We start from the raw sequence: 21372 nt of genomic DNA, 5'->3' as shown, positions 1-21372 counted from the left end.
GCGCTACCAGTTTGGTTATTACGGTTTTGAACCCTTTATCAATACGATTAAAGGCATTATCGTTCTATCGGTTAGTTTGTTCGCTTTTGTTTCTGCGATCGAAGACTTGCTGCATGGTGGCCGAGATCTTGTAGTGGGACTGGCTTTGGCCTACGCTACCCTATCAACGGTCGGGTGTTTTACCTTTGCCACCTTGATGTATCGCTATGCCCGGCGCTTGAACTTACCGTTACTAGAAGTTGAAGCCCGAGACTGGACGGTGGATGGCTGTATTAGCAGTGCAGTGGCCTTGACCTTTGTGGTGACATTGTTGCTGCAAGACACCTCCTGGAATAGTTATCTCTCTTATGTTGACCCGCTGCTGGTTTCTATTTTGGTGTTGGTCATTATCCCGCTGCCCTTACGCACCGTCTTCGACGGGGTTAATCAGTTGTTGGGGGTTGCGCCAGAAAACGAGCTGGATCGAGAGATTCGCAAGACCATTTCCCAAGTCGCCCGCATTCAAAAACACCCCATCGACCGCTTTCATTTGCAGATGATGGTGCAAGGAAGAGTACTGTATGTCTTTATTCAGATCTTGGTCCCTGCCGAGTTTGGGGTGGATCGGGTGCAAGAACTGGACCAGTTGAGACAGAAGTTTGCAGATGCGATCGCAGATTTACATCCGTTTCCAGAAATCGACATCGTGTTCACAGAAGATCCTTACTGGCTAAAGGATGGTCAATAAAGAGGCTCTTGTTCTGCTTCGCTGTTGCCTTATAGAAGGTTTAACGCTTTCAAACTCCGACGGGTGATGTCTGCCCTAGCGGGTAAATCCTGCTGATCACGGATGTCGAGATTGGTGGCAAAGAAATAAACGTTATTATGCTGCTCCACGTAACCGACGTACCAGCCAATACCGGGTGCCAGTGCCCAGCCTGTCTTCGCTCGAATCGTGTAGTCAGGGGTTTGCTCTACAATCATGATCTCTTTCACCGTTGTGATTACACGTTCCGAAAAAGGCAGTTCGTTGCGATACAGGCGCTGGAGAAATTGAATTTGTTCTTTGGGAGAAATGCGCAAATTTCCCGTCAGCCAAAAGGTATCAATGTCATCGGCTTTTCCAACCGACTGATTGCCGTAACCGACTTGGGTCACCCATTGCTGCATACGTTGATAACCGACTCGGCGAGCGAGCACCTGATAGAACCAAACAGCCGACACCTGAAAAGCCGTTTTCAGGTTGAGGTCCCGATTCCAGGTGGGAATGCTGCGTTTTACCCCATCCCAGGTGAGAATGGATAGCTCATTGGCAATGACTCCTGTTTCTAAGGCAATCAAGGCGTTGAGGATTTTGAAAGTAGAGGCAGGCAAAAATGGCTGTGTATTGCGGGCTGGATTATGCTGATAGGCCCGATTCTGTTTAAGGTCGTAAATCAGAATCGACCCTTGAACCCTGAGATCCCGAAAGGGTTGGGCTAGGGAAACGTCCGGCTGAGCCATTGGCAGGGGAGCCGCAGTAGAGGGGGCGCTGGGTAAGACAGTCCAGCATAAACCTGCGATCGCATAACCCCAACAACGAGAACGGGAGTACATGGGCTGTTCCTCATCAAAAGTGCTGAATACAGGAAAAGGGTATCAAAGGACTAGAAGGCATTCTGGCGTCATATCGCTCTTATCTCCCTATTCATAAACAGGGTTCAAGTGACGGCATATTGAAGTTGAATAAAGCCAAAATCATACGAGCGTGAACGGATAAGAGTGAGAGAGATATCCCTTTCTAAGGGACCAAAAAGAGGCGTACCCTCGCCTAAAAGAATGGGGATTACGGTAATCGTCAGCTCATCAATTAGTCCTGCTGCAAAAAAACGTTGAATGGTCACCCCACCATCAATGTACAGATGCTGCACTCCCTCGTTGACGAGGCGATCGTATAGCATGCGCGGCATTTCAGCAGAGTGAGTGACACAGGCAGGCAATTCGACGGGAAACTGAATAGGGCTGCGACTCATCACAATGACTCGGATTTGGCCATAGGGCCACGGCCCGAATGAAAGGACTTGCTCATAGGTCTTGCGCCCCATAATCAAGACATCCACTGACGCTATAAAAGACTGATAGCCACAATCTTCGCCCTCTGGGACAGTTGCATTGGCGTCATTCAGCCAATCGATATCGCCATCTTTCCGGGCAATAAATCCATCCAAACTGGTGGCAATAAAGACGGAAACCTTCGTGCTCATTGATACCCCTTGCTCCTGACACGGCCAGATCTTGTCTACGGATTCTTGAATTACTATCCTCAAAAAGTAAAAAGCGTTTTAGTGGTATAAAAGCGATTGGGTATTGCTGTTAATCTCTTTAAAAGATGAAAATCTTGCAGTGGGTTCTGACCATTGTGGCGCTCTTAATGAGCGTATCGTTGCTGTTCGCAGGGCAGTGGATTGGCTTTGTTATTGCCTTTCTAGCTGTACTCCTGGTGGCTCCCCCCATTCAAAGTTACATTAACCCGCATTTCCCTTGGCTGCGATCGCGATTCCTCAAACTATTTCTAGGCGTGATTATATTGTTTATTGCGCTGATGGTTTCTGGGGGAAATCTGGTGCGGTTTACGAAGGTCACCGTTTGTAAAACCCCTGTTGATGGGCAATGCGAAAAGCATGAAATTGCCTTTATTGAACAAACTCCGACGGTTTCTGTGAGCGCTAAACTCCGTCAGGCCAACATTGCCAAGCAAGTCAACGTCACACTGGATTACTGGCCAGAACCTGAGCAAGAATCTGAGGTGTTGAGTCAAGTCTTTGATGTTCCCAAAGGGCAGAAATCGGTGTTGCTAGCCTTGGATCAGGTTAATTTGCAACCTGGCAATTATCGAGTCAAGTTGACGCCAGACGGGCTGGGCAACAAAGCACCACTGCCCTCTGAGAAAATCTTTTCGGTGTGGACCGACCCACAAGATGTGACGAGTCGTAATGAAGGTGAACTGGAAGATGCGGGTTTGAATAACAGCATCACGAGTATCAAAATTTGCGAGGGAAGTAGTGATGCCAAACAACCCTGTGAGGAAGATTTGAGCGAACTCTCGATACAAGTCAAGTTTTTGTCGTTTACAGCTGATTTTCCCAGCATTGGCAATGTTCAATTTCGAGAAGACTCAGAAATCACGTATCTTCTTCGCTATCTTGGCAAAACCAAGGATGCCAAAAATCCTCCCGTCCAGCTCTTGCGAGAAACCAGCGAACTGGATCGGAAGGTTGGTACCTATACCCTCGGCATCCCGTCACCTGCTAAGGGATTTCCGCCCGGAGAGTACGAGTTAATCACTTCCTTAGAAGCCCGTTCGTCCAGGCCAATTCGTAAGCAGTTCACATTGAAATAAGGGCCAATCGTTCCCTGAGTTAGATCTCTCAAGGTGGATAAGTGCTTCGATAACATAGGATGGCCTAATCCAGTTAGGACCAAACAGGCTGAGGGCGCATCCAGCGGTTGGGGGTGAAGACCTTAGCAACTGGAAGCGTAGCAGCCTCATAGGCAATCTCTACCAAAACTCTAGAATGGTTGTAGCACCCTATGAGTCATTACAGTGTGAGATTCCTTCACTCCCAAATGATGACCCATCAGGACTTTTTTAACGGTCAACAGCCACCGAGCCACGTTTTCATCACACTCCCAAGGAGATGATTATGACTCAGTCGATGCAGTTTTGGGACAAAGTCGCCGAGAGCTATGCCAAGCAGCCTATTACCGATCAGGCCACTTACGAAAAAAAGCTAGAGGTGACGCAAAAGTACCTGCAACCAGATATGGAGGTCTTGGAATTTGGCTGTGGCACGGGCTCTACAGCCCTCATCCATGCCCCCCATGTAAAGCATATTCGGGCGATTGATTTTTCAGCAAATATGATTGCGATCGCTCGCTCCAAAGCTGAGGCTCAGAACATCCACAACGTCACTTTTGAGCAAGCCAGCATCGACGCCTTGAGCATCCCAGACCAAAGCATTGATGTGGTGCTGGGGCTAAACGTTTTGCATTTGCTGAAGGATAAGGAAGCTGAAATGGCCAAGGTCTTTACAATGCTCAAGCCTGGTGGGCGTTTTATCACCAGTACAGTGTGCTTAGGGGGAACGATGGATTGGCTGAAGGTGATTGCTCCCATTGGCAAATTTCTGCGGCTTTTCCCATTGGTCAAGGTTTTTACGGTGCAAGAGCTAGAGCAAAGCTTGACGGATGCGGGCTTTGAGATTGAACATCCCTGGCAACCCACTGAGTTCACTTGGCAACTGGGCTCAGGGAAAGTCGCGTTTATCGTGGCGACAAAACCGACTTAGAAAACAGTCGTTTGATGCGGATGCGTCTTTGGCTGAGCGGTCTCGTCTATAGGAGTGAAGCCATCAAAATTTAGAACTGGAGGCCCAATGATGTCTCGATTACAACTCGCCCTTAATGTCAAAGACCTGGACGCTGCGACTCGTTTTTACAGCACACTGTTTGCCACTGAGCCGTCAAAGCGTCGGCCTGGGTATACCAATTTTGCGATCGCAAATCCACCTCTCAAATTAGTGCTCTTTGAAAATCCCACAGCCGCAGACAAGTTAAACCACTTAGGCATTGAAGTGGAATCATCCGAGCAGGTAGCAGAGGAAAGTGATCGCCTGAAAAAAGCTAGCCTACCGGTGCGTTCAGACCAGCAAACAACTTGCTGCTATGCTCTGCAAGACAAAGCCTGGGTCACTGACCCTGATAGAGACGATTGGGAGATTTACACTGTCCTAGAAGACGCAGAAACCTTAGCCTGTAGTACATGCACCTGATCCTCCAGTACTGGGGAGCCGGGCACACAAGCGGTCGGCTTAAGAACTGTAAGTCAGCCAGCCAATGCCGTCCCGAAGGAAGTCCAAGATGGATATCAAACAACTTTGGCAAGACTACCGAGAGCAATTGCGACAATTTCTGCTGGTCAGGGTTCACAATCCCTCCGATGTTGATGATCTGCTCCAAGATATTCTGATCAAGTCTTATCAAAATCTACCAACGGTGAAACAGCCCAGTAAATTTCAAGCATGGTTGTTTCAGATTGCCCGCAATACCTTGATTGACTACTATCGGCAAGCCCGCTTAGATATTGCAGCGGTGGATATTGCCCATCTGCCCCAACACGTCAAAGAGACAGAGGCTTATGAACAGATCCGGCAAGAACTGGCGCAGTGTATCCGCCCGTTTATTGCTCAATTGCCTGATAAATATCGTGAGGCCGTTGACTTAGTCGATTTGCAAGGAAAATCGCAAAAAGTCTTAGCTTCTGAGTTGGGGCTGTCTCACTCTGCCGTAAAGTCGCGGGTGCAGCGAGGGCGACGCCTGCTGGGTTCTCTAGTCCGAGAATGCTGCCAGTTTCAGTTGGATGCACGGGGCAATCCCATTGAAGTAGCGGTGACTGCCGAGGGGTGCCCGACCTGTGGCTCGTAATCCCCCAGAATGACAAACCATGCCAAAAGGGCCAATCTAGCTGCTGGCAGCAATACATTCCAGGAGATATGTAGTGACCCCCAAACGCAGAATCACAAGTGTCAGATCAATAATATGACTATCACTGAGCTAATTCCCACTGTTAAAGGGCTGTCCCACACTGACAAGCTATTACTTCTACAAGTCCTCGTCCAGGCACTCCTCCAGAATGAAGGCGTTACGGAAGCTTTGTCTTCATCCTTTAGCCAGACCGAACAATCGATTACAGAAGCATCGACTTTCACCTTAGAAGAACGACGCCATTTTTTAGAAAAGCCACTGGCAGAACGAAGACGTATCTTGGCAGAACAGGCAGAAGCGATCCACGACCATTACCAGCAGGATTCTGAATGGCAAGACTTAATGGCAGGTGACATTGTTGACTATGAGTCCCGAAGTGTCTAATCATTCAGAGATCTGGCTCATTAACTTTAGTTATGTCTAAAGCACTTTGAAGATCACGATAGTTCGGCACGGTAAGCCGCGAGAATTGCCCACAACAAAAATCTCAGCTTTAAAAATGGGTGATTGGATTCGGGCATACGATTCCAGTCCGTTATCAGAACTCTCGCAGCCTGTATTAGAACTCCAAAAGTTAGCCCAAGACTGCAAATTCATAGTATGTAGTGATCTCTGTCGTTCTATCGAGTCTGCTGAGCGGCTTGGCAAAGAGAAAATCTTAATCAAGAGTCCTCTGTTTTCGGAGGCGGGCATGCCTTATCCAAATAGTGTTGCGTTTAGTCTGCGTCCTCATACGTGGGCGGCAATATTCAGGATTGTATGGTTGCTTGGTTATTCCTCCAATGCTGAAAGCTATGCGAGTGCAAAGGTCAGAGCAAAGCAAGCGTCAAGTGAAGTAGTGCAGCTGTCAAAGAAGCACGGTCATATTATGTATGTGGGGCATGGTATGTTTAACCGCTTAGTCGTAAAGGAACTACGAAGAAATGGCTGGCAAGGTTCAAAGCATCCATCGAGGGAGTATTGGGGCTTTAATGTTTATGAGGCACCGTAAACATTAAACCTATAATTTTGCACCGAGGTATTCAGGCGAAGCATACAAATCGAATTCGGCTGCTTAACTCGCATATTTTATCGAATGCTAGCTCTAAAGTGCTCTGTAGTGTTTTTTAATTACCTGTCTTCAAAATAAGCGTGTTATTCATTATCGAATGGCTCAAGAAGCATCCGCTGCTCAACTTTTTTCTGAAGCGAAAGACTGCTGAAGTAGAGCAGTAAGGCAAGACTCAGAAACCCAAAGCGTAGGTTAACGGAAGCAGGGATTTGATCTAAGACCGTAGGAAATAGGGTTTTGCCTAGATAGGCAGCGTAGAACAGATAGCCTAACGCCACATGACCACAGTGCCCTTGCAGCAGGGCAAAGATAGTTGCAAACGTAGGGCCATAGAGGACTGCCGCAACGGGAAATAGAAAGCCAAAACTGGGAAAAAACGTCAGTGCAACGGTACCCATACCCACCAAAAGCAACATCTGCAACCGTTGTACTGGGCGAGGGCCGACCCAAACGCCCAATGTTAGGCGACCTAGCGTCAAACCACCCCAGTAAGCCGAGAGCAACGCATTTTGCCATCCCTTACTCCAGCCCAGACTGCTGAGGTAAGACCCACTCCAGGTGCCAATCGAACTTTCCAAACCGACGTAAATCAATATCACCAACAGAAATGGCCAAGCAATGCTCCACTGAACGCGATCATGGCGAGGCTGAAAATTTTGAACGGGCGGTGCTTGCCATGCCAGAACAATGGCTAAAATAGCTCCTATTGCTACCAAGCCAAAGGCCCAGCGCCACGGTAATGCGGCATTGATCAGAGGAGCGCTAAGCGCCCCAACCCCAAAGGTGGCATTGGCCCAATTTAAGACGGTGATTTTGTGGCGAGGATGTAGCTCTCCCACCAAGTTATTGCAGTGGAAGTTGAGAATGCCGTCGCCCCAACCCAGCAGGAGGGCAGCACCCCCAATCCATGCAAATGCAGGGGCACAAGCGGCGGCGATAAAGGCAACGCCAATGGCAGCAAAGGCGAAGGTGAAGACAGGATGGCGATATTTTTGGCGAGAGACCCAAATTAATCCCCCTAAGCTGCTAACCAAAAAGAGGGTATAAAACAGGCCAATATTGACGTCTGCACCAAAGGTATCCGTCCACTGCTGAAGAAAGGCACCGGGCATGGCAACCACAATGCCGTGAAGGTAGAGACCGAGAAAGCCTGCCGCTGTTAAACGGCCCTGGCTTGTTGGAGTAGATTGATTCAATCGCTCAAGGAGATAGATAGATCAGGCATTAGGTGTTGATTTACCAAGTCAGTGCCGAAGTGACGGGCTAAATCCTGGATTAGAGCATAGGGTACAGGAATTCCCTGTTGCATGCGTGTTTGCTCTGTTACCACTTCCAACTCGCCGGGGAAATAGATGGGCTGTTGGGGGTCGAGGCGTGGGGTTTGTTTGAGGGTTGCGATCGCATCCCCCACCCGCTCTGCAAATTCCTCTGGATCAGACCAGACGGTTAGATCCATCACCCAGAAAAAATGCCCCGTACCGTTCATGCGATCGTGTCTAGACTTGGTTTTAAATAGAGCCGCCGCCGTTCCCAAGAGTGGTCCACAGAGCAGATCCGCAACCAGAGCCATCCCTGCTCCTTTGGGCGAAGCGGCCTGATTGACCGCCACCGCTTGGGCTTTAGAGGTGGTCTCGCCTGCCGCCGTTAAGCCCCACTCAGGTGGGATAGGCAGCCCTTGATAGCCGAAATGCTTAATCTTGCCGCCACTCACGGTTCCCGCCGCCATATCCAAGACGATGGGCATGTCCCCGTTGGGAATGCCCCAGGAAAAAGGGTTATTGCCAAGGCGAGCCTCTTTGCCACCATAGGGGGCTAAGTCCACAACATTGGTGTCGCTGGTGGCAAAGCCGATCATCCCGGCGGCGGCGGCCATCCGCGTATAGTAGCCTGCCATGCCAAAGTGATTGCTGTTCGTGACACCCACCACGGCCATGCCCATTTCCTGAGCCTTTGTAATTGCCTGTTTCATGGCTATCTGACCGGCATACTGCCCAGGTGCGCGATCGGCTTCAATCCGGATCATGGTGGGGCGATCCGTTTGGATATGTAGCTTGGGCTGAGGATTGATTCGACCGCTCCGAAGACTTTTGTCATACCCCATAATCTGCTGCAACCCGTGGGAATCCATGCCCCATAAATTGGCTTGGACTAAGTGATCGGTGATCGCAGTAGCGACCTCGGATTGCAGAGGATAGTTCGCTAAAACAGCGGTGATAAAGGCGCGAAGCTGAGCGGCAGAAACCTGAATCGGTGGGTTCATAGGGGGTAGGGCTGGTAGGTATCTTCAGTCTGGTAGGTGAGGATTTTAGGGGATTCAGGAGGTTGGACCCATCGTTGGGTGCGCACCCGCCAGCCTGGAATGCCACCTGGGGGAGCAGGTAAGGATTGGATCACCTCAGAGTTTAGCGAGATCGTGTCAGGAATGGGGGTTGGTCCCCAAAGACTGGCAGTAGCTGTCAATTGCGCCTCATCCACCTGTAGGCGCAGCTGGAGAGGAACGGTATGCAGATTACGAACGACCAGATCCTTATAGCCATAGACAACGGCTGCATCTTGGCCCAGGGTAAAAAAGCGATCGTCGCCATAGGTATCGACGCTGTGATTGGACCGTTCTAAAATCTCCAAATTGCCCGCCAGAAAGGCGCCAAACAAGGTGGTAGAAATTTGGCACAGCCCCCCACCAGCATCCGTTGTCAGTTGGCCTCGGATCAGCATGGGGCCAGCCCGAAAGCCATTTTGAATCGTGGGTTGAGGGATGCGTCGCCAAAAGCCAAAGATTTGCTGGGGCTGAAGAATCAGGCCATCTACGAATTGAGCGGCTAAGCTCATATTGATCAGCCGATTTTGGTGGAGGTTATTCGCGGAAGACCGTTGCTTGATGGGGGTTTGACATTGACTCCAGAGATGGTTAAATCTGGAGGAGTTTATCGGCTTTTGCTGTTGTGCATACGGCTGGCCATAGCCCCGCCGCATCTCTTTGAGGGATTGACGCATTCGGCACTTGAGTAGTCGCAGGTGGGTTCGCCAAGAAGAGGCCGTCAATCCTTCAGCTCCGTTGTGGTTAATGGGCATTATTGTAAACCGATGATCTGGTGTGCGCCTGGTCATCCAAGACTTATCTGGGGGATTTGAGGAAATGACATTATCGACGCCCAAGCGCCTGGCCTGGCGAGATGAACTCAAAGCGAGTCTGCATTTTTCGCAAACGGCGGCAACGACCTTGCCCCTGGGGGATGAGGACTGCGATCGCATCACCGCTGCCCAAACCCATTTTCCCTTTATGGTGCCAGAGAGCTATGCCCAACTGATCGATTGGCAAGACCCTACCGATCCGCTGCGGCAGTTGCTCTTACCGTCGGTGTATGAACAGGATGATCAGGGCTCTCTCGATACCAGTGGTGAAGCTTTATCGACGGTGGTGCCTGGATTACAACATAAGTACGAACAGACCGCCGTTTTGATTGTCACTCAAGCCTGTGCGGGCCATTGCCGTTATTGCTTTCGTCGTCGTCTGATGAGTAAAGATGTGATGACCAAAGAAACCATTGAGGATTTGCAGGGTGCGATCGCATATATCCAAACCCATCCTGAAATCGACAATGTGCTGATGTCTGGGGGTGATCCGATGGTGTCCAGTACCCGCCGTCTCGCCAATTTACTGGCAGCCCTGGCCGAGATTCCCCATCTCTGGCAAATTCGGATTAGCACCAAACTGCCTGCCTTTCTTCCCAGCCGTTTCACTTCTGATCCTGAGTTGTTGCAAGTATTAGCCCAGTATCAAGAGCGATTCCAAATCGTCTTTCAGTGCCACTTCGATCATCCTCGCGAAATCACCCCAGCCGCAGAACAGGCCCTAGCAGTTTTGCGAAACGCAGGCTGTCTGCTAACGGCCCAAATTCCCCTGATGCAGGGGGTCAACAGTTCCGTTGATGTGATGGAAACCTTGTTTAAGCGGCTGCATCGCCTTAGCGTTCTGCCTCAATATCTCTTCCATCCTCGCCCCGTTAAACATGCCCTTCATTTTCAACTACCGATTCTGGAAGGACTCAAGCTAGTCGAAGGACTGCGCCAACGCTGTAATGGCTCTGTTAAGCGATTTCGCTATATCCTCACCCATGAAGACGGCAAGCTAGAACTTGTCGGACTTACCCCTGGCCCTGAACCACAGCTGATTGGGCGTTGGCACCAGCGGCGGCGGGGCAATCATCATCCTGACATTCTGTTTTTGCCGATTGCTTCACAAACAGTCTGGCTACCAGACGCCCTGCCAGCATGAAGATTGGTCTTCTGTTTGACTCTCAAGCGGAGCTGATGGCTGCGCCCAAGGCCCAAGTCAACACTCATTACCACTGGCGTGAACCGGAAGAAGTAGCGGCGGTGACCCAGGCCCTCACCGATTTGGGTCATACCGTCGATGCTATTGGGTCCCTAGAGAATTTGCTGCGCTGGCAGCAGCAAGACTTGCTCGATCTAGTGTGGAATTTATCCGTGGGTGCTCTGTCCCGCAATCGTACAGCCCTAGCCCCCGCACTGTTAGAACATCTAGGCATTCCCTATACCGGGGGTGATGCAGCCACCAAAAGTTTGACCTTAAATAAAGACTGGCTTAAGCCAGTTCTGGAATGGTGCAACATTGCCACGCCACCCTGGCGTCGCTTTGGTTTGGGGGAATCGATTACAGAATTACCTCCTTGGCCCGTATCGCTACTGAAACCCACCTGTGAAGGTTATTCTTTAGGACTTCAAAGGTTCGAGACCCAGGATGGGTTAGCGGTATTGCAGAAACAGGTGCAGCAACTGCAATCCCAGTTTCAAACCGCAGTGCTCTGTGAACCTTTGATTGTGGGACGAGAAATCACGGTTGGGGTAGTCGGCAATCTTGAACCTAGTTTGGTGGGAGCCGTTGAAACGTTGACCACTTCAGGTCAGGCTTTGCAGGAGCAGGTGTTAGATCTGCAAGCGAAGCGTCAGGGTGGGTTTCAGAAAGTCAATGTTGATCTAGCCGATTCAGACTTACAGTCTCTGCGGAGTGCGGCTTTGAAGTTGATGAGTCTGTTGCAACCTCTGGATTATGCGACTTTCGATTTTCGGTTAGACCAACAGGGGCAAGCCTATCTGGTGGATGTGAATGCTGATGCGACGTTACATCCTTTGCGATCGCTGGCCCAAATCGCCCAAGCCCAAAATCTAACCTATGCACATTTGATCCAGCTGATTCTGACTACGACGGGGCAGCGATGGAAGCTAGAACTCGAAGACCCATCAGCCTCATAAGCATGAATGAGAATAACAGTTTTGACTCAGATCGATGGATCAGGGTTATGGGTCGTTATGGCAAAGATATGAGCTAGCGCATCTCTGGCAATTTTTAATCCAGTTTTCCACAGGATGGCTTGAGTTTGGGGAATGCTAGGGATATCTCAGCAGTATTGATCTGATATATCTTCTGCACTGTCTTAAAACCTCAATCGCTATGGTGAAACAACGAGAATATCGCCACCGTTCTCCACTGGCTTTTCTTGTGGCCTTGGGACTCAGTGTGTTCCTCTCACTATCGTCACTGGCTCCGAGTCAGGCCATTCATTGGTCTGAGGTCCCTGATCCACGCCAAGACAATAATTGGGTTATGGATACAGGAGATATCCTCAGCTTTGAAAGTGAAGCGAAGCTCAATCAGATGATCTCGGCCTTGGAAGCCAAGAACGGGATCGAAATGGTAGTGGTGACTGTGCCGGAGGTTGCTCCTTTGGGAGACACATACGAATTTGCCCTGACCCTTTTCAACACTTGGAAAATTGGTAAGAGGGGACAAAACAACGGTGTGGTATTTCTGGCTTCTAAGCAGGAAGGTCGTGCAGCCGTAGAAAAGGGATCCGGTTTACGATCTGACCTGACTTATGAACAGGTCAATAACATTATTCAGACTCAGATCACGCCTCAATTCGAGCAAGGTAATTTTGATACAGGTATCGTCAATGGCGTTCAGGCCATGATCCAAATTCTGGAGAATAAAAGCGAAGACTCAATTTCGTTTTTCCAGATCGTGCTGCTGATATTGGGAGCTGTCATTTGGGCCTATATTGCTAAAACCCTATGGAAAGTCTTGAGGTAATTTCTTGAATGGTCACTCTGATGCAAAGATTCTGCCCAGTTGCTGTAGGAGTTGGGTCGATTCACACAACGGAAGGTTTTGAAGAAAGGCTAGAGATGGTGGATAAGGGGGAGTAGATATTCAGAATGACAAACCCCGTTTTGGGAACGAAACGATAGGAATATCCAGTCATCACTGATTAAAAGTTTGATCAAGACTCAATTTTGATAGAAATATGCTGCTCAATCGTCTAAAACGTCTTAGATATAAGCTGCTGATATCCTTTTTGACTCTGGTGTTCGGCCTGCTGCTGTCTTTATCTTCCCTAACACCGAGTTGGGCCATTTCTGTATCTGAAATACCTAATCCTCGCCAAGACAACAATTGGGTGATGGATATGGCCGACTTGCTCAGTCTTAACGGTGAGAAAAATCTGAATCAGATGATCACAGCACTGGAGAAGACGAACGGTGCAGAAATTATTATCGTGACAGTTCCCGATACCCAATCGTCAGCATCTCCCCAAGCATTTACGACAGAGTTATTTAACACCTGGGGTATTGGCAAAACGGTCCATGATAACGGTGTACTAGTATTGGTCTCAAAGAAAGATCGCCATATTGAAATTGAGACAGGTTATGGCATAGAGGTAAGCTTACCTAATACCAAAATTGAAAATATTATTCGCACTGAGGTGCTTCCAGCTTTCGAGCAGGATGATTATGAAACAGGAATTGTTAACGGTACTCTAGCAATCGCCATAGGGATTGAGCCTGAGATAGTCTTACCGAAAGTTTTAAATCAACAGGCAACAACCCTACGGAAAACTCATATAACGAAAGAGAGGCCACCGACTACACGTAAACAAGCAGAACTTAAGCGCAGACATAATCGTTTGATTGCTAAGCAACAACGGCAAGTTCAGGTGCGCAAGGAACAACGACAACGGTTACCGATCTACAAGCAGCTGACGATTATTGGGGGATTGATCACTCTCATGGGCTTGAGCTTATTATTGTTCAGGGCACGACGACGACTTCACGCAGAGCCATTTAGTACTACAAGAGATCTGCAAGAAAATCCTCTTAATAGAAGAGGGACCCTAACAATTGCGAATTTGCAGCTCCAGTCGATTGACTCGATTACCATGTGCGAAATGTTGGCCGCGATGGGTTTGGCAACAATGAGTGCAGGGTTGATGGGTTGGGTTGTTGTCGTTTTGATGAGATCAGTTTGGTTCTTTTTTGCACTACCCGCAACGGTAGTAGGATTAATTGAAGCCCAGTCTCTGCTATTGCATCTAGTCGCTCAACTATTTTCCCAGTTTCAGTCGAACCTCTGCCAACGTCTCAATTTGAAAGTCATATCGTCGAGAACAGCCTACCCGACCACATCGGCTTTTCAATACGTGAATGTATTAGCTTTGGGACTTGGCATTCTATGTTTGGTGCTCTACACAGTGCCTGCCCAAATGAGTGCCACTGATCCAAACAGCACTTTTGCCGCAGATGTGATATCCGCTCAGCTTGCTGTAGTTTTTTCCCTCATCGTTTCCCTGTTGTGTTTTAAAGACCTTTACCCGAAAAAGTGGACATTTTCGAAGAGTCCATAACCAAGAAGATGTTTAGATGAGTCAAAAGCCTACAGACTATTTTTTCTCATTTCAAATAGCACAATGGTATCTCGTTATCAGTCTGTTCCATCAGCAGGCTGTGGAAGCATTTAACAAGAAGCTCAAGTTCCGTCAGGTTGAACTTCGTAGTTCTAGCCTTGATTCCAAGTCGGGAAGTTTTTTTCGTAGTTTGTCTAACTTCAGCTTGGGTGAGGTAGTAGTGGAGGTGAGAGCTTCAGATGGTATCGCTTTACTCAGTTTTGTCAATTTAGGATTTAATCTGGGGAACTTATGAGTAGACTTCATTGCTGATTTGAACCGTATTCTGCAATTCCTTGACAACTCACTCTCTATAAACCGTGAACCTGACAACAATTAGACATCGCCACCGTTCTTTAATGACTTTTGTCTTAGCTATAGGACTCAGCCTATTGCTATCGCTATCGGCACTTGTCCCAAGCAGGGCAATTCCGGTTGCTGAGGTTCCCAATCCTCGCCAACAGGATAGTTGGGTGACAGATATGGCTGATTTACTCAGCCCTGATAGCGAAGCGAAGCTGAATCAGATGATTACGGCGTTGGAAGAGACCAATGGTGCCGAAATTGCAGTGGTGACTGTCCCTGACACCAAACCATCTGCATCGCCCAAAGCGTTTGCGACAGAGCTATTTAACACCTGGGGAATTGGCAAAAAAGGTGAAGACAACGGCATTTTATTTCTGGTTTCGAAGAATGAACGCCGGACAGAAATTGAGACTGGATATGGAGTAGAATCCATTCTCCCCGATGCGCAGGTAGGTAACATTCTTCGCACCCAGGTCACCCCTTCCTTTAAGCAAGGTAATTTTGATGTAGGTATCGTCAATGGAACCCAGGCGATCATCCAAGTTTTAGAGAGCGATACGTTTGAACCCAAAGCACCTATAGAAGAAACTACTCAACCATCAACACCCTCAACACCAACCGAGAGAGTACAAGCAGAAAAGACGCCTTGGCAAACTCAGGCAGGATTTATAGCCCTCTTGATGGTGATGGCAAATAGGATGTTGGCCTATCGAGCCAAAATTACAAATCAAGTTTTTCGAATTGCTCCTGTGGGCCGCACAACCTTAAAATCCCGGCGATGGGTGTGTTTTTGGATCAATAAACTTCGGAACTTTGCTGAAGACGATGTTCAGAAACGACTGAGCCGACAAGGTGTTGTACTGAATGCTGTAAAAGTATTTCAAACTTGGTGGCTGTTCTACGGTGTATCCACTGTTTTGGTGTTGTTTGCTTATTTGATGCAGGTCGAAATGCTGTGGTATTTCTGCCTGGCATGGGTGTGGTTCATTTATGAGTTGCTGGGCTGTATTAGACGTGACCATTGCGATACAGACATACCACCGAAATTAATTGAAGTACATGCAATGGCATTTATCGTCACCTTGTTTGGTGGCGGTTGGTTACAGATGATTCATCCTTATCTACCTGGGTTGCTCGCCCTGCCATTTATCATTGCTTGTGCTGCTGCACTACAGTTGATCAGGCAGCTATCAGAACAGGGCGAAGTGCGATGCCAGTGTCAATCTTGTGATCGTCCGTTGCAACGTCTGGATGATGACACACTCTATTCCTATCTCAATGCATCCGAGCAAAATGCTTTAGAGGGGAAACATGCAGTGTATGAAGGCTGGCAATGTCCAAACTGTAGTTCAGGGCCATCAACGGATGGCTTAGCATTGCATTTGTTCTCTGAGCAAATACCGATCCTGAAAAGATGGAAGTTTAATCAGGGTGGGGGTGGCTCTTCCTCATCGGGTAGCTACTCGGGTGGCTATAGCGCGTCTAACTATAGCGGCGGCAGTGACTATGGGGGCAGCAGCGGCGGTAGCGACTTTGGTGGGGGTAGCAGTGGTGGCGGCGGAGCAGGTGATAGCTGGTAATCGCCGTCTTGACTCTCATTTTTCCGAAATATAGATTGATTCTGGGGGAATTGATTGATATATCCTGATTATTTCTATAAATATTGCTCTAGGTATCTATGCCTTGCCCAAAAGTTCTTAAATGAAGCGCTGGCAAAGCATACACACATCTCCTGTGGATCTCGTACCATTCTGCATTTGCCCCCCCAGCCCCCCAGCCTTGGGGGGCGAAACCCAAAATACAACTTATTTCCCCCCAGAATATAGCCTTCGGCATTCAAGAAAGGGAGGGTAGGGGGGCCAGTGCAATATCTTTGACGTTCTCTCTAATTTTTATGTGCATCCTAGCTTCTTTCAAAGCATAGGGCCTAACAACTATAAGGTTTACAGGAGTTGCGGGTAAAGCATAGCTCTAGCCATTTCTGACCGACTTAATCTTTGCTAATTGTGTTTTTAACAAGACTGGAATATCACTATCGTTCCCTATTGACGTTTGTCATTACTGTGGGGATAAGCGTGTTGCTATCACTATCCTCCCTTGCTCCGAGTCGGGCCATTCCGGTATCTGAAGTATCCGATCCACGCCAAGATAATCAGTGGGTGATGGATCGGGCGGACATCCTCAGCCCAGAGGCTGAGGCACAGATGACTCGGATGATTTCTGGGTTGGTCGCTGAGCGGGGGACCGAAATGCTAGTGGTGACTGTACCGGATATCAAGCCTTTGACTTCGCCTGAGGAGTATGCGTTTGAGCTGCTCAATACTTGGGAAAGCGATAAACAAGCGTTGAGTGACTGTGTACTATTGCTAGTCTCTCAGGATGGTCCACATGCAGTAATTGAACGAGGAGAAGGGGTCAAAACGATTAACCTCTCATTGGGTAAAATCAATGACATTATTACGACCCAAATGTATCCTGCTTTTAGCCAAGGTTCTTTTGAGTTGGGTATTGTCAATGGCACCCAAGCAGTAACCCAAGTCCTGGAACGGGAGGACCCATCAGAGATTTATACCCTGCCACCAGACGTTCCTATCCCTGTCTACATATTGATGGCAATCATAATGGGGATGGCGTGGTTTTTCTTGGCCTTAGGCTTGTTAGGGATTGCCATTGTTGTCGTGGTCATGACTCCAGCTGTTGTCTTGATGAGTGTATTCCGCAAAAGTCAATTTCTGCCAATATCTCCAGAGGGGCGTATAACCCTACCCACCCGAGGTAGTAGGTTGTGGCTGATACGGACATTGATAAAGCAATGGTTAATTAAAGTGAGTGAAGCGGTTACTCCTCAACAAGCTCCCCCCATTGCCACGGGAATGTACTTCACTCACCCACTGATTCAAAGTTGGTGGATTCTCTTCTTCCTATATTCAGTTGTAGGGTTGATGTTTCCCTCTGTTAATCAAGGTCAAATGATTCAAGGTCAAGAATTTGTGTTGTGCTGGCTTGGCGTTTGGTTGGGGTATGAACTGTGGTGTTGTGTGAAAGACAAAGGTGAGCTAGTGAGGGCACTCAAGCGGTTCTTCAAGGGACTGTTCTTCAGTACTTTCATCGCCTTAAATCTCGTAGTGATCGGGGCCAGTGTTTTTAAGGTGCCTATCCTTGGTACAGGATTCCTCCGTTACTCAATCACCGCTTTTGGGGGGGCGTGGGCGGGGACGTTACTGTTGTTGCGATCGCTTGTTCGCTAACCGAGGGACACCTTACGCCAATTCAAAAATCTGTACCCATAGTTTTCTAGTTTTAGGTGTTGATCTTGCATGGAACAAAAGGCTCAGAAGAGAAGCTAGAGATAGCAAGGTCGCGGTATTTAAGCCACTCTGCAGAATAATAGGCACCATCTGGGGAACGCTAGGGATATCTAGTGATGATTGCTCCAAAGCCTTAGTCCAAACCTAAGCTGAATCAAAATATGTTTCTCACCAGACTTAAACAGCGAGAACGTTCGCTGCTGACATTCATTTTGGCCTTGAGCTTCAGCCTATTTCTTTCGATATCTTCCCTAACACCGAGTCGGGCCATTCCCGTATCTGAAGTACCTAATCCACGCCAGGACAACAATTGGGTGATGGATATGGCCGATTTGCTTAGTCCTGACAGTGAAGCACAGCTGAATCAGATGATCTCTGACTTGGAAAAGACTGATGGTGCAGAAATTGCGGTGGTGACGGTTCTCGATACCAAACCTTCCGCATCCCCCAAAGCGTTTGCGACCGAACTATTTAATACCTGGGGGATTGGCAAAAAAGGCGAAGACAACGGCATTTTATTTCTCGTTTCTAAGAATGAACGTCGCACAGAGATTGAGACTGGATATGGTGTAGAGTCCATTCTCCCCGATGCGCAGGTGGGTAATATTCTGCGCACCCAGGTCACTCCTTCCTTTAAGCAAGGCAATTTTGATGCAGGTATCGTCAAAGGAACACAGGCCATCATTCAGGTTTTAGAAGGTGGAGCTGTTGATTCTCCAACGCGTGAGCAGTCAGGAGAGTCTGTTGATTTACGCTGGTTAGCTTGGATCTTTTTCAATATCGACCGGATTGCTATTGCGCTAGTTAGTCTGTTTGCGATCGCAATCTTCAGCGCCATGTCTTTTGTACTGAAGAGAATCTTTCAACATAGCCATCACTATCAGATGTCTCCGGTTGACCGTACGGTCTACTGGGGGCGGACCCGAGATCTACTGCCAATTCACTGGTGGGTTGAGCAGCTCCGCAGGCTAGCTGGAGATACTGCTGGAGATACTGATCCGTCACCTGAAGGGGTTCACTTCAGACCTTTAAGAAGAGGAATGATCATTAATCCGACCCAGGATGTATTTAAAGGGTGGTGGACGGTTTTTGGGGCCATCATTGTACTCTGGTTTGCACTCTCCATCATTGAAAGCCTGATATTACTGAGATTTCAGTGGGCATGGTCATCTGCCCTCTTTAAAAGCGGTATAGCACTGAAATTTTTGTTGGCTTGGGGTTGGTTGGGTTACGAGCTGTGGTGTTGTACTCGGCGTGATATGTCGAAAACGGGCGCAATCAAGACACTCTTCAAGAAAATGTCTGGCTTTATCATCGCCGCTATTATTGTGGGCATTGCAATCCCCATAGAGCCAATTGTCTTGCCGGGTTTATTGACTGCGTTTGGTGGAGCCTGTGCCTGGTCATTACGGCTGCTACGCTCTCTCTCTCGCAACCTTGAGGTACGGTGTCAATCCTGTCAGGGGTCTATGCAGTTGATGGCGGGGCAAGCCCTAGATCGACATCTCAGACCTGCAGAACGCGTGGCAAGGGAACTCGGGAGTACCCATTACGAAGGTTGGCAATGCCCAACCTGTGGTCCTGCTCAAGCAGATAACGGGTTCGCTCTGCATTTATTTGAGGCAGTGATCCGGCCTAAGGCGTTTTCACGTTGTGAGGACTGTGATGCTTTAACGGTGGTGAGTACTGTAGAAACCCTGCAACTGGCGACCACCCAGTCTCAAGGCGAAGTTCTAATGACCAGCGAATGTGCGTGCTGCCATCAGAAACAAGAAAAAAGAGCGAAAACGGCTCGTCTCTCCTATCCATCAGAGGAGCCCACCTCCAGCCTGTTTAGCAATAGTAGCCCTAGCTCGTCCAGCTCTTCCAACAGCTCCTCTAGCTCCTCTAGCTCCTCTGGCTCTAGCTTTGGTGGGGGTAGTAGCGGCGGCGGGGGAGCGGGGGATAGCTGGTAGTCGCCTGCTGTTGATTTGTTTGAGTCCTTTTTGTATTCATTGTTTTTACGCCTATGAATTCTGACAACATTATTCCTGAAGAGTTAGTGCCGATTGTTTTAGAAAAAGCAGGTCAGCTCTATCTCCAACAAACGGGTCCCCAGGGGTATTCTCTGGAACAATTGATGGATGCGGGGTCAGAGGCCCAAATCCCGCCTGAGATGATTCAGCAGGCTTACCAACAGCTACAGCAAGACCAAGCAGCCGCCAAGCAACGTCAGGCCACTCGGCGACAGCAATTGAAGATCGGAGGTGCGATCGCAACCACCATCACAGTCCTCGGAGCACTCTGGTTTGGCGGCACCTACAACCATCTCAACGCTGCCAAGTCAACGGTTGAGGGGAAGTGGGCGCAAGTGGAGAACCAACTTCAACGTCGGGCTGATTTAATTCCTCAACTGACTCAAGTGGCTCAGTCCTACGCCAGTACGGAGAAAGCGATGATCCAGGAGCTAACGCGTGCTCAGGCTGCTTTTTCCCAGGCAGAAACGATGGCTCAACAGGCAGCTGCGAATCAGACGATGCAGGATGCGATCGCAAACTTTCAAACGCTAGCCGCTCGCTACCCCTCATTGCAGTCTAGCCAACTCTTTATCAACCTCCAGTACGAAATCGCTGGAACTGAAAACCGCATCGCCACCGAACGGATGCGATATAACCAAGCCGTCCAAGCCTATAACCAGTCACTCCAAGCCTTTCCTACAGCTCTGGTGGCGCAGACAATGGACTTTAAGTCGCACCCCTATTTTCAGCGCAGTTCTAACTAGCGATCGGCCATCACCTTATCTAATCCTTGAAGACACCTCCTCTAACCCCAGCATTCCACAAGCGCTGATACACCTGTGGAAACTAGTCCCATGAAAACAGTGCTGTTAGAAATGGCTACTGAGTCTATCAACTCCGTACTCTAACCCCTAAGAAGGGCCGTTCAAATCGTATCCTGTTGGGAGCTGCCATTTGGGCCTATATTGCTCAACCCCTCTGGAACGTCTTTAGATCATCCTTAGAATAGTCATGCTGGTGAAAAGAGTCTATCCAGTTGCAGTGGGAATTGGGTTATTGCAGACAACGAAAGATTTTGAGCAAAAGCTAGAGATAGCAGGGGATGGTGAGTAGATGCCCAGAATGACGAACCTCGTTGTGAGAACGATAGGAATATCCAGTCATAACGAACGAGAGAAATCAGAGTGAGCTTATACTAGCCAGATGGCAGAAACTCATTGTGGCATCTACAAAAAATGCCCCCTGACTAGCAGGGGGCAAACAAAGGAATTCATAATAAAAAGTGTTAGACCGCTAGAGGCTCCTGAGGTTCCTGAACATGATGTTCGGGCTGAATATGCTCTTCAGGATGCACCTTCGCCAGCAAATCTCTGAGGGAAGCGCCCTCAATCACCTCCGACTCCAGCAACTGCTCCGAAATCGTCTCCAGCAGCTCCTTATTCTCCTTGAGAATACTCAGGGCTTCT

Annotated in this window: 21 protein-coding genes; 15 read left to right on the top strand and 6 right to left on the bottom strand. The window is 48.7% G+C overall.

What is annotated here, in order from left to right:
* Positions 1–727, top strand: a 727-nt coding sequence (locus tag Q0986_RS06750; RefSeq protein ID WP_299406530.1) for a cation transporter, incomplete at its 5' end; no start/stop codon positions are given.
* 29 nt (positions 728–756) lie between these two features.
* Here Q0986_RS06750 and blaOXA read toward each other — a convergent pair.
* Both blaOXA and Q0986_RS06740 read right to left on the bottom strand, forming a co-directional pair.
* Positions 757–1575: a class D beta-lactamase gene (blaOXA, locus tag Q0986_RS06745; protein WP_299406527.1), complete on the bottom strand. Its 819-nt coding sequence runs from the start codon at positions 1573–1575 to the stop codon at positions 757–759.
* A 104-nt stretch (positions 1576–1679) separates the two neighbouring features.
* Positions 1680–2222, bottom strand: a complete 543-nt coding sequence (locus tag Q0986_RS06740) for a dihydrofolate reductase family protein (protein WP_299406523.1) — start codon at positions 2220–2222, stop codon at positions 1680–1682.
* 125 nt (positions 2223–2347) lie between these two features.
* Between Q0986_RS06740 and Q0986_RS06735 the strand changes: the two genes are divergently transcribed.
* The 6 genes from Q0986_RS06735 to Q0986_RS06710 all read left to right on the top strand — a co-directional run bounded on the left by Q0986_RS06735 (position 2348) and on the right by Q0986_RS06710 (position 6493).
* Positions 2348–3358, top strand: coding sequence for a hypothetical protein (locus tag Q0986_RS06735; protein WP_366918533.1), 1011 nt, complete (start codon positions 2348–2350; stop codon positions 3356–3358).
* A 304-nt stretch (positions 3359–3662) separates the two neighbouring features.
* Positions 3663–4307, top strand: a complete 645-nt coding sequence (locus tag Q0986_RS06730; RefSeq protein ID WP_299406515.1) for a class I SAM-dependent methyltransferase — start codon at positions 3663–3665, stop codon at positions 4305–4307.
* 90 nt (positions 4308–4397) lie between these two features.
* Positions 4398–4790, top strand: coding sequence for an ArsI/CadI family heavy metal resistance metalloenzyme (locus tag Q0986_RS06725; protein ID WP_366918534.1), 393 nt, complete (start codon positions 4398–4400; stop codon positions 4788–4790).
* A gap of 88 nt (positions 4791–4878) precedes the next feature.
* Positions 4879–5442: an RNA polymerase sigma factor SigZ gene (gene sigZ, locus Q0986_RS06720; RefSeq protein WP_299406507.1), complete on the top strand. Its 564-nt coding sequence runs from the start codon at positions 4879–4881 to the stop codon at positions 5440–5442.
* A 114-nt stretch (positions 5443–5556) separates the two neighbouring features.
* Positions 5557–5886: a hypothetical protein gene (locus tag Q0986_RS06715; RefSeq protein ID WP_299406504.1), complete on the top strand. Its 330-nt coding sequence runs from the start codon at positions 5557–5559 to the stop codon at positions 5884–5886.
* Positions 5887–5932: 46 nt separating this feature from the next.
* Positions 5933–6493: a histidine phosphatase family protein gene (locus tag Q0986_RS06710; RefSeq protein ID WP_299406501.1), complete on the top strand. Its 561-nt coding sequence runs from the start codon at positions 5933–5935 to the stop codon at positions 6491–6493.
* Positions 6494–6636: 143 nt separating this feature from the next.
* On the opposite strand, the gene Q0986_RS06705 is transcribed toward Q0986_RS06710, so the two are convergent.
* From Q0986_RS06705 to Q0986_RS06695, 3 genes are read right to left on the bottom strand one after another with little or no spacing between them, the layout of a single operon-like run.
* Positions 6637–7749, bottom strand: a complete 1113-nt coding sequence (locus Q0986_RS06705) for an MFS transporter (RefSeq protein ID WP_299406496.1) — start codon at positions 7747–7749, stop codon at positions 6637–6639.
* Positions 7746–8813 carry an Ldh family oxidoreductase gene (locus tag Q0986_RS06700; RefSeq protein ID WP_299406492.1) on the bottom strand — a complete coding sequence of 356 codons (1068 nt, stop codon included), beginning with the start codon at positions 8811–8813 and terminating at the stop codon, positions 7746–7748. The genes Q0986_RS06705 and Q0986_RS06700 overlap by 4 nt, the downstream gene beginning before the upstream one ends.
* The gene (locus Q0986_RS06695; RefSeq protein ID WP_299406487.1) at positions 8810–9661 is read right to left on the bottom strand and encodes a VanW family protein; all 852 of its coding nucleotides are present in this window, start codon (positions 9659–9661) and stop codon (positions 8810–8812) included. The genes Q0986_RS06700 and Q0986_RS06695 overlap by 4 nt, the downstream gene beginning before the upstream one ends.
* A 28-nt stretch (positions 9662–9689) precedes the next feature.
* Here Q0986_RS06695 and Q0986_RS06690 point away from each other — a divergent pair, with 28 nt between their 5' ends.
* The 8 genes from Q0986_RS06690 to Q0986_RS06655 all read left to right on the top strand — a co-directional run bounded on the left by Q0986_RS06690 (position 9690) and on the right by Q0986_RS06655 (position 20670).
* Positions 9690–10829, top strand: a complete 1140-nt coding sequence (locus Q0986_RS06690; RefSeq protein ID WP_299406482.1) for a KamA family radical SAM protein — start codon at positions 9690–9692, stop codon at positions 10827–10829.
* The gene (locus tag Q0986_RS06685; protein ID WP_299406478.1) at positions 10826–11827 is read left to right on the top strand and encodes a D-alanine--D-alanine ligase; all 1002 of its coding nucleotides are present in this window, start codon (positions 10826–10828) and stop codon (positions 11825–11827) included. Before Q0986_RS06690 ends, Q0986_RS06685 begins: the two co-directional genes overlap by 4 nt.
* 199 nt (positions 11828–12026) lie before the next feature.
* The gene (locus Q0986_RS06680; RefSeq protein ID WP_299406473.1) at positions 12027–12665 is read left to right on the top strand and encodes a YgcG family protein; all 639 of its coding nucleotides are present in this window, start codon (positions 12027–12029) and stop codon (positions 12663–12665) included.
* 274 nt (positions 12666–12939) lie between these two features.
* On the top strand, positions 12940–14256 hold the full coding sequence (locus Q0986_RS06675) for a YgcG family protein (protein ID WP_299406534.1): 1317 nt from the start codon (positions 12940–12942) through the stop codon (positions 14254–14256).
* 398 nt (positions 14257–14654) lie between these two features.
* The gene (locus Q0986_RS06670; RefSeq protein WP_299406469.1) at positions 14655–16181 is read left to right on the top strand and encodes a YgcG family protein; all 1527 of its coding nucleotides are present in this window, start codon (positions 14655–14657) and stop codon (positions 16179–16181) included.
* A 495-nt stretch (positions 16182–16676) separates the two neighbouring features.
* Positions 16677–17849, top strand: coding sequence for a YgcG family protein (locus Q0986_RS06665; RefSeq protein ID WP_299406464.1), 1173 nt, complete (start codon positions 16677–16679; stop codon positions 17847–17849).
* Between the two features lie 221 nt (positions 17850–18070).
* Positions 18071–19864: a YgcG family protein gene (locus Q0986_RS06660; RefSeq protein WP_299406460.1), complete on the top strand. Its 1794-nt coding sequence runs from the start codon at positions 18071–18073 to the stop codon at positions 19862–19864.
* 53 nt (positions 19865–19917) lie between these two features.
* Positions 19918–20670 carry a LemA family protein gene (locus Q0986_RS06655; RefSeq protein WP_299406456.1) on the top strand — a complete coding sequence of 251 codons (753 nt, stop codon included), beginning with the start codon at positions 19918–19920 and terminating at the stop codon, positions 20668–20670.
* 521 nt (positions 20671–21191) lie between these two features.
* On the opposite strand, the gene Q0986_RS06650 is transcribed toward Q0986_RS06655, so the two are convergent.
* Positions 21192–21372 (bottom strand): hypothetical protein (locus Q0986_RS06650; protein WP_299406452.1); only part of this gene is annotated, 181 nt, incomplete at its 5' end.

It is taken from the genome of Acaryochloris sp. IP29b_bin.148, assembly GCF_028285565.1.
In the GTDB taxonomy this organism is placed as follows: domain Bacteria; phylum Cyanobacteriota; class Cyanobacteriia; order Thermosynechococcales; family Thermosynechococcaceae; genus Acaryochloris.
This window is presented reverse-complemented; position numbering and strand designations above follow the sequence as displayed.

What these genes read in the sequence shown, in the direction of transcription:
- blaOXA (WP_299406527.1), bottom strand. Translation starts at nt 1,575, where the DNA reads ATGTACTCCCGTTCTCGTTGTTGGGGTTATGCGATCGCAGGTTTATGC.
- Q0986_RS06740 (WP_299406523.1), bottom strand. Translation starts at nt 2,222, where the DNA reads ATGAGCACGAAGGTTTCCGTCTTTATTGCCACCAGTTTGGATGGATTT.
- Q0986_RS06735 (WP_366918533.1), top strand. Translation starts at nt 2,348, where the DNA reads ATGAAAATCTTGCAGTGGGTTCTGACCATTGTGGCGCTCTTAATGAGC.
- Q0986_RS06730 (WP_299406515.1), top strand. Translation starts at nt 3,663, where the DNA reads ATGACTCAGTCGATGCAGTTTTGGGACAAAGTCGCCGAGAGCTATGCC.
- Q0986_RS06725 (WP_366918534.1), top strand. Translation starts at nt 4,398, where the DNA reads ATGTCTCGATTACAACTCGCCCTTAATGTCAAAGACCTGGACGCTGCG.
- sigZ (WP_299406507.1), top strand. Translation starts at nt 4,879, where the DNA reads ATGGATATCAAACAACTTTGGCAAGACTACCGAGAGCAATTGCGACAA.
- Q0986_RS06715 (WP_299406504.1), top strand. Translation starts at nt 5,557, where the DNA reads ATGACTATCACTGAGCTAATTCCCACTGTTAAAGGGCTGTCCCACACT.
- Q0986_RS06700 (WP_299406492.1), bottom strand. Translation starts at nt 8,813, where the DNA reads ATGAACCCACCGATTCAGGTTTCTGCCGCTCAGCTTCGCGCCTTTATC.
- Q0986_RS06695 (WP_299406487.1), bottom strand. Translation starts at nt 9,661, where the DNA reads ATGACCAGGCGCACACCAGATCATCGGTTTACAATAATGCCCATTAAC.
- Q0986_RS06690 (WP_299406482.1), top strand. Translation starts at nt 9,690, where the DNA reads ATGACATTATCGACGCCCAAGCGCCTGGCCTGGCGAGATGAACTCAAA.
- Q0986_RS06685 (WP_299406478.1), top strand. Translation starts at nt 10,826, where the DNA reads ATGAAGATTGGTCTTCTGTTTGACTCTCAAGCGGAGCTGATGGCTGCG.
- Q0986_RS06680 (WP_299406473.1), top strand. Translation starts at nt 12,027, where the DNA reads ATGGTGAAACAACGAGAATATCGCCACCGTTCTCCACTGGCTTTTCTT.
- Q0986_RS06670 (WP_299406469.1), top strand. Translation starts at nt 14,655, where the DNA reads ATGACTTTTGTCTTAGCTATAGGACTCAGCCTATTGCTATCGCTATCG.
- Q0986_RS06660 (WP_299406460.1), top strand. Translation starts at nt 18,071, where the DNA reads ATGTTTCTCACCAGACTTAAACAGCGAGAACGTTCGCTGCTGACATTC.
- Q0986_RS06655 (WP_299406456.1), top strand. Translation starts at nt 19,918, where the DNA reads ATGAATTCTGACAACATTATTCCTGAAGAGTTAGTGCCGATTGTTTTA.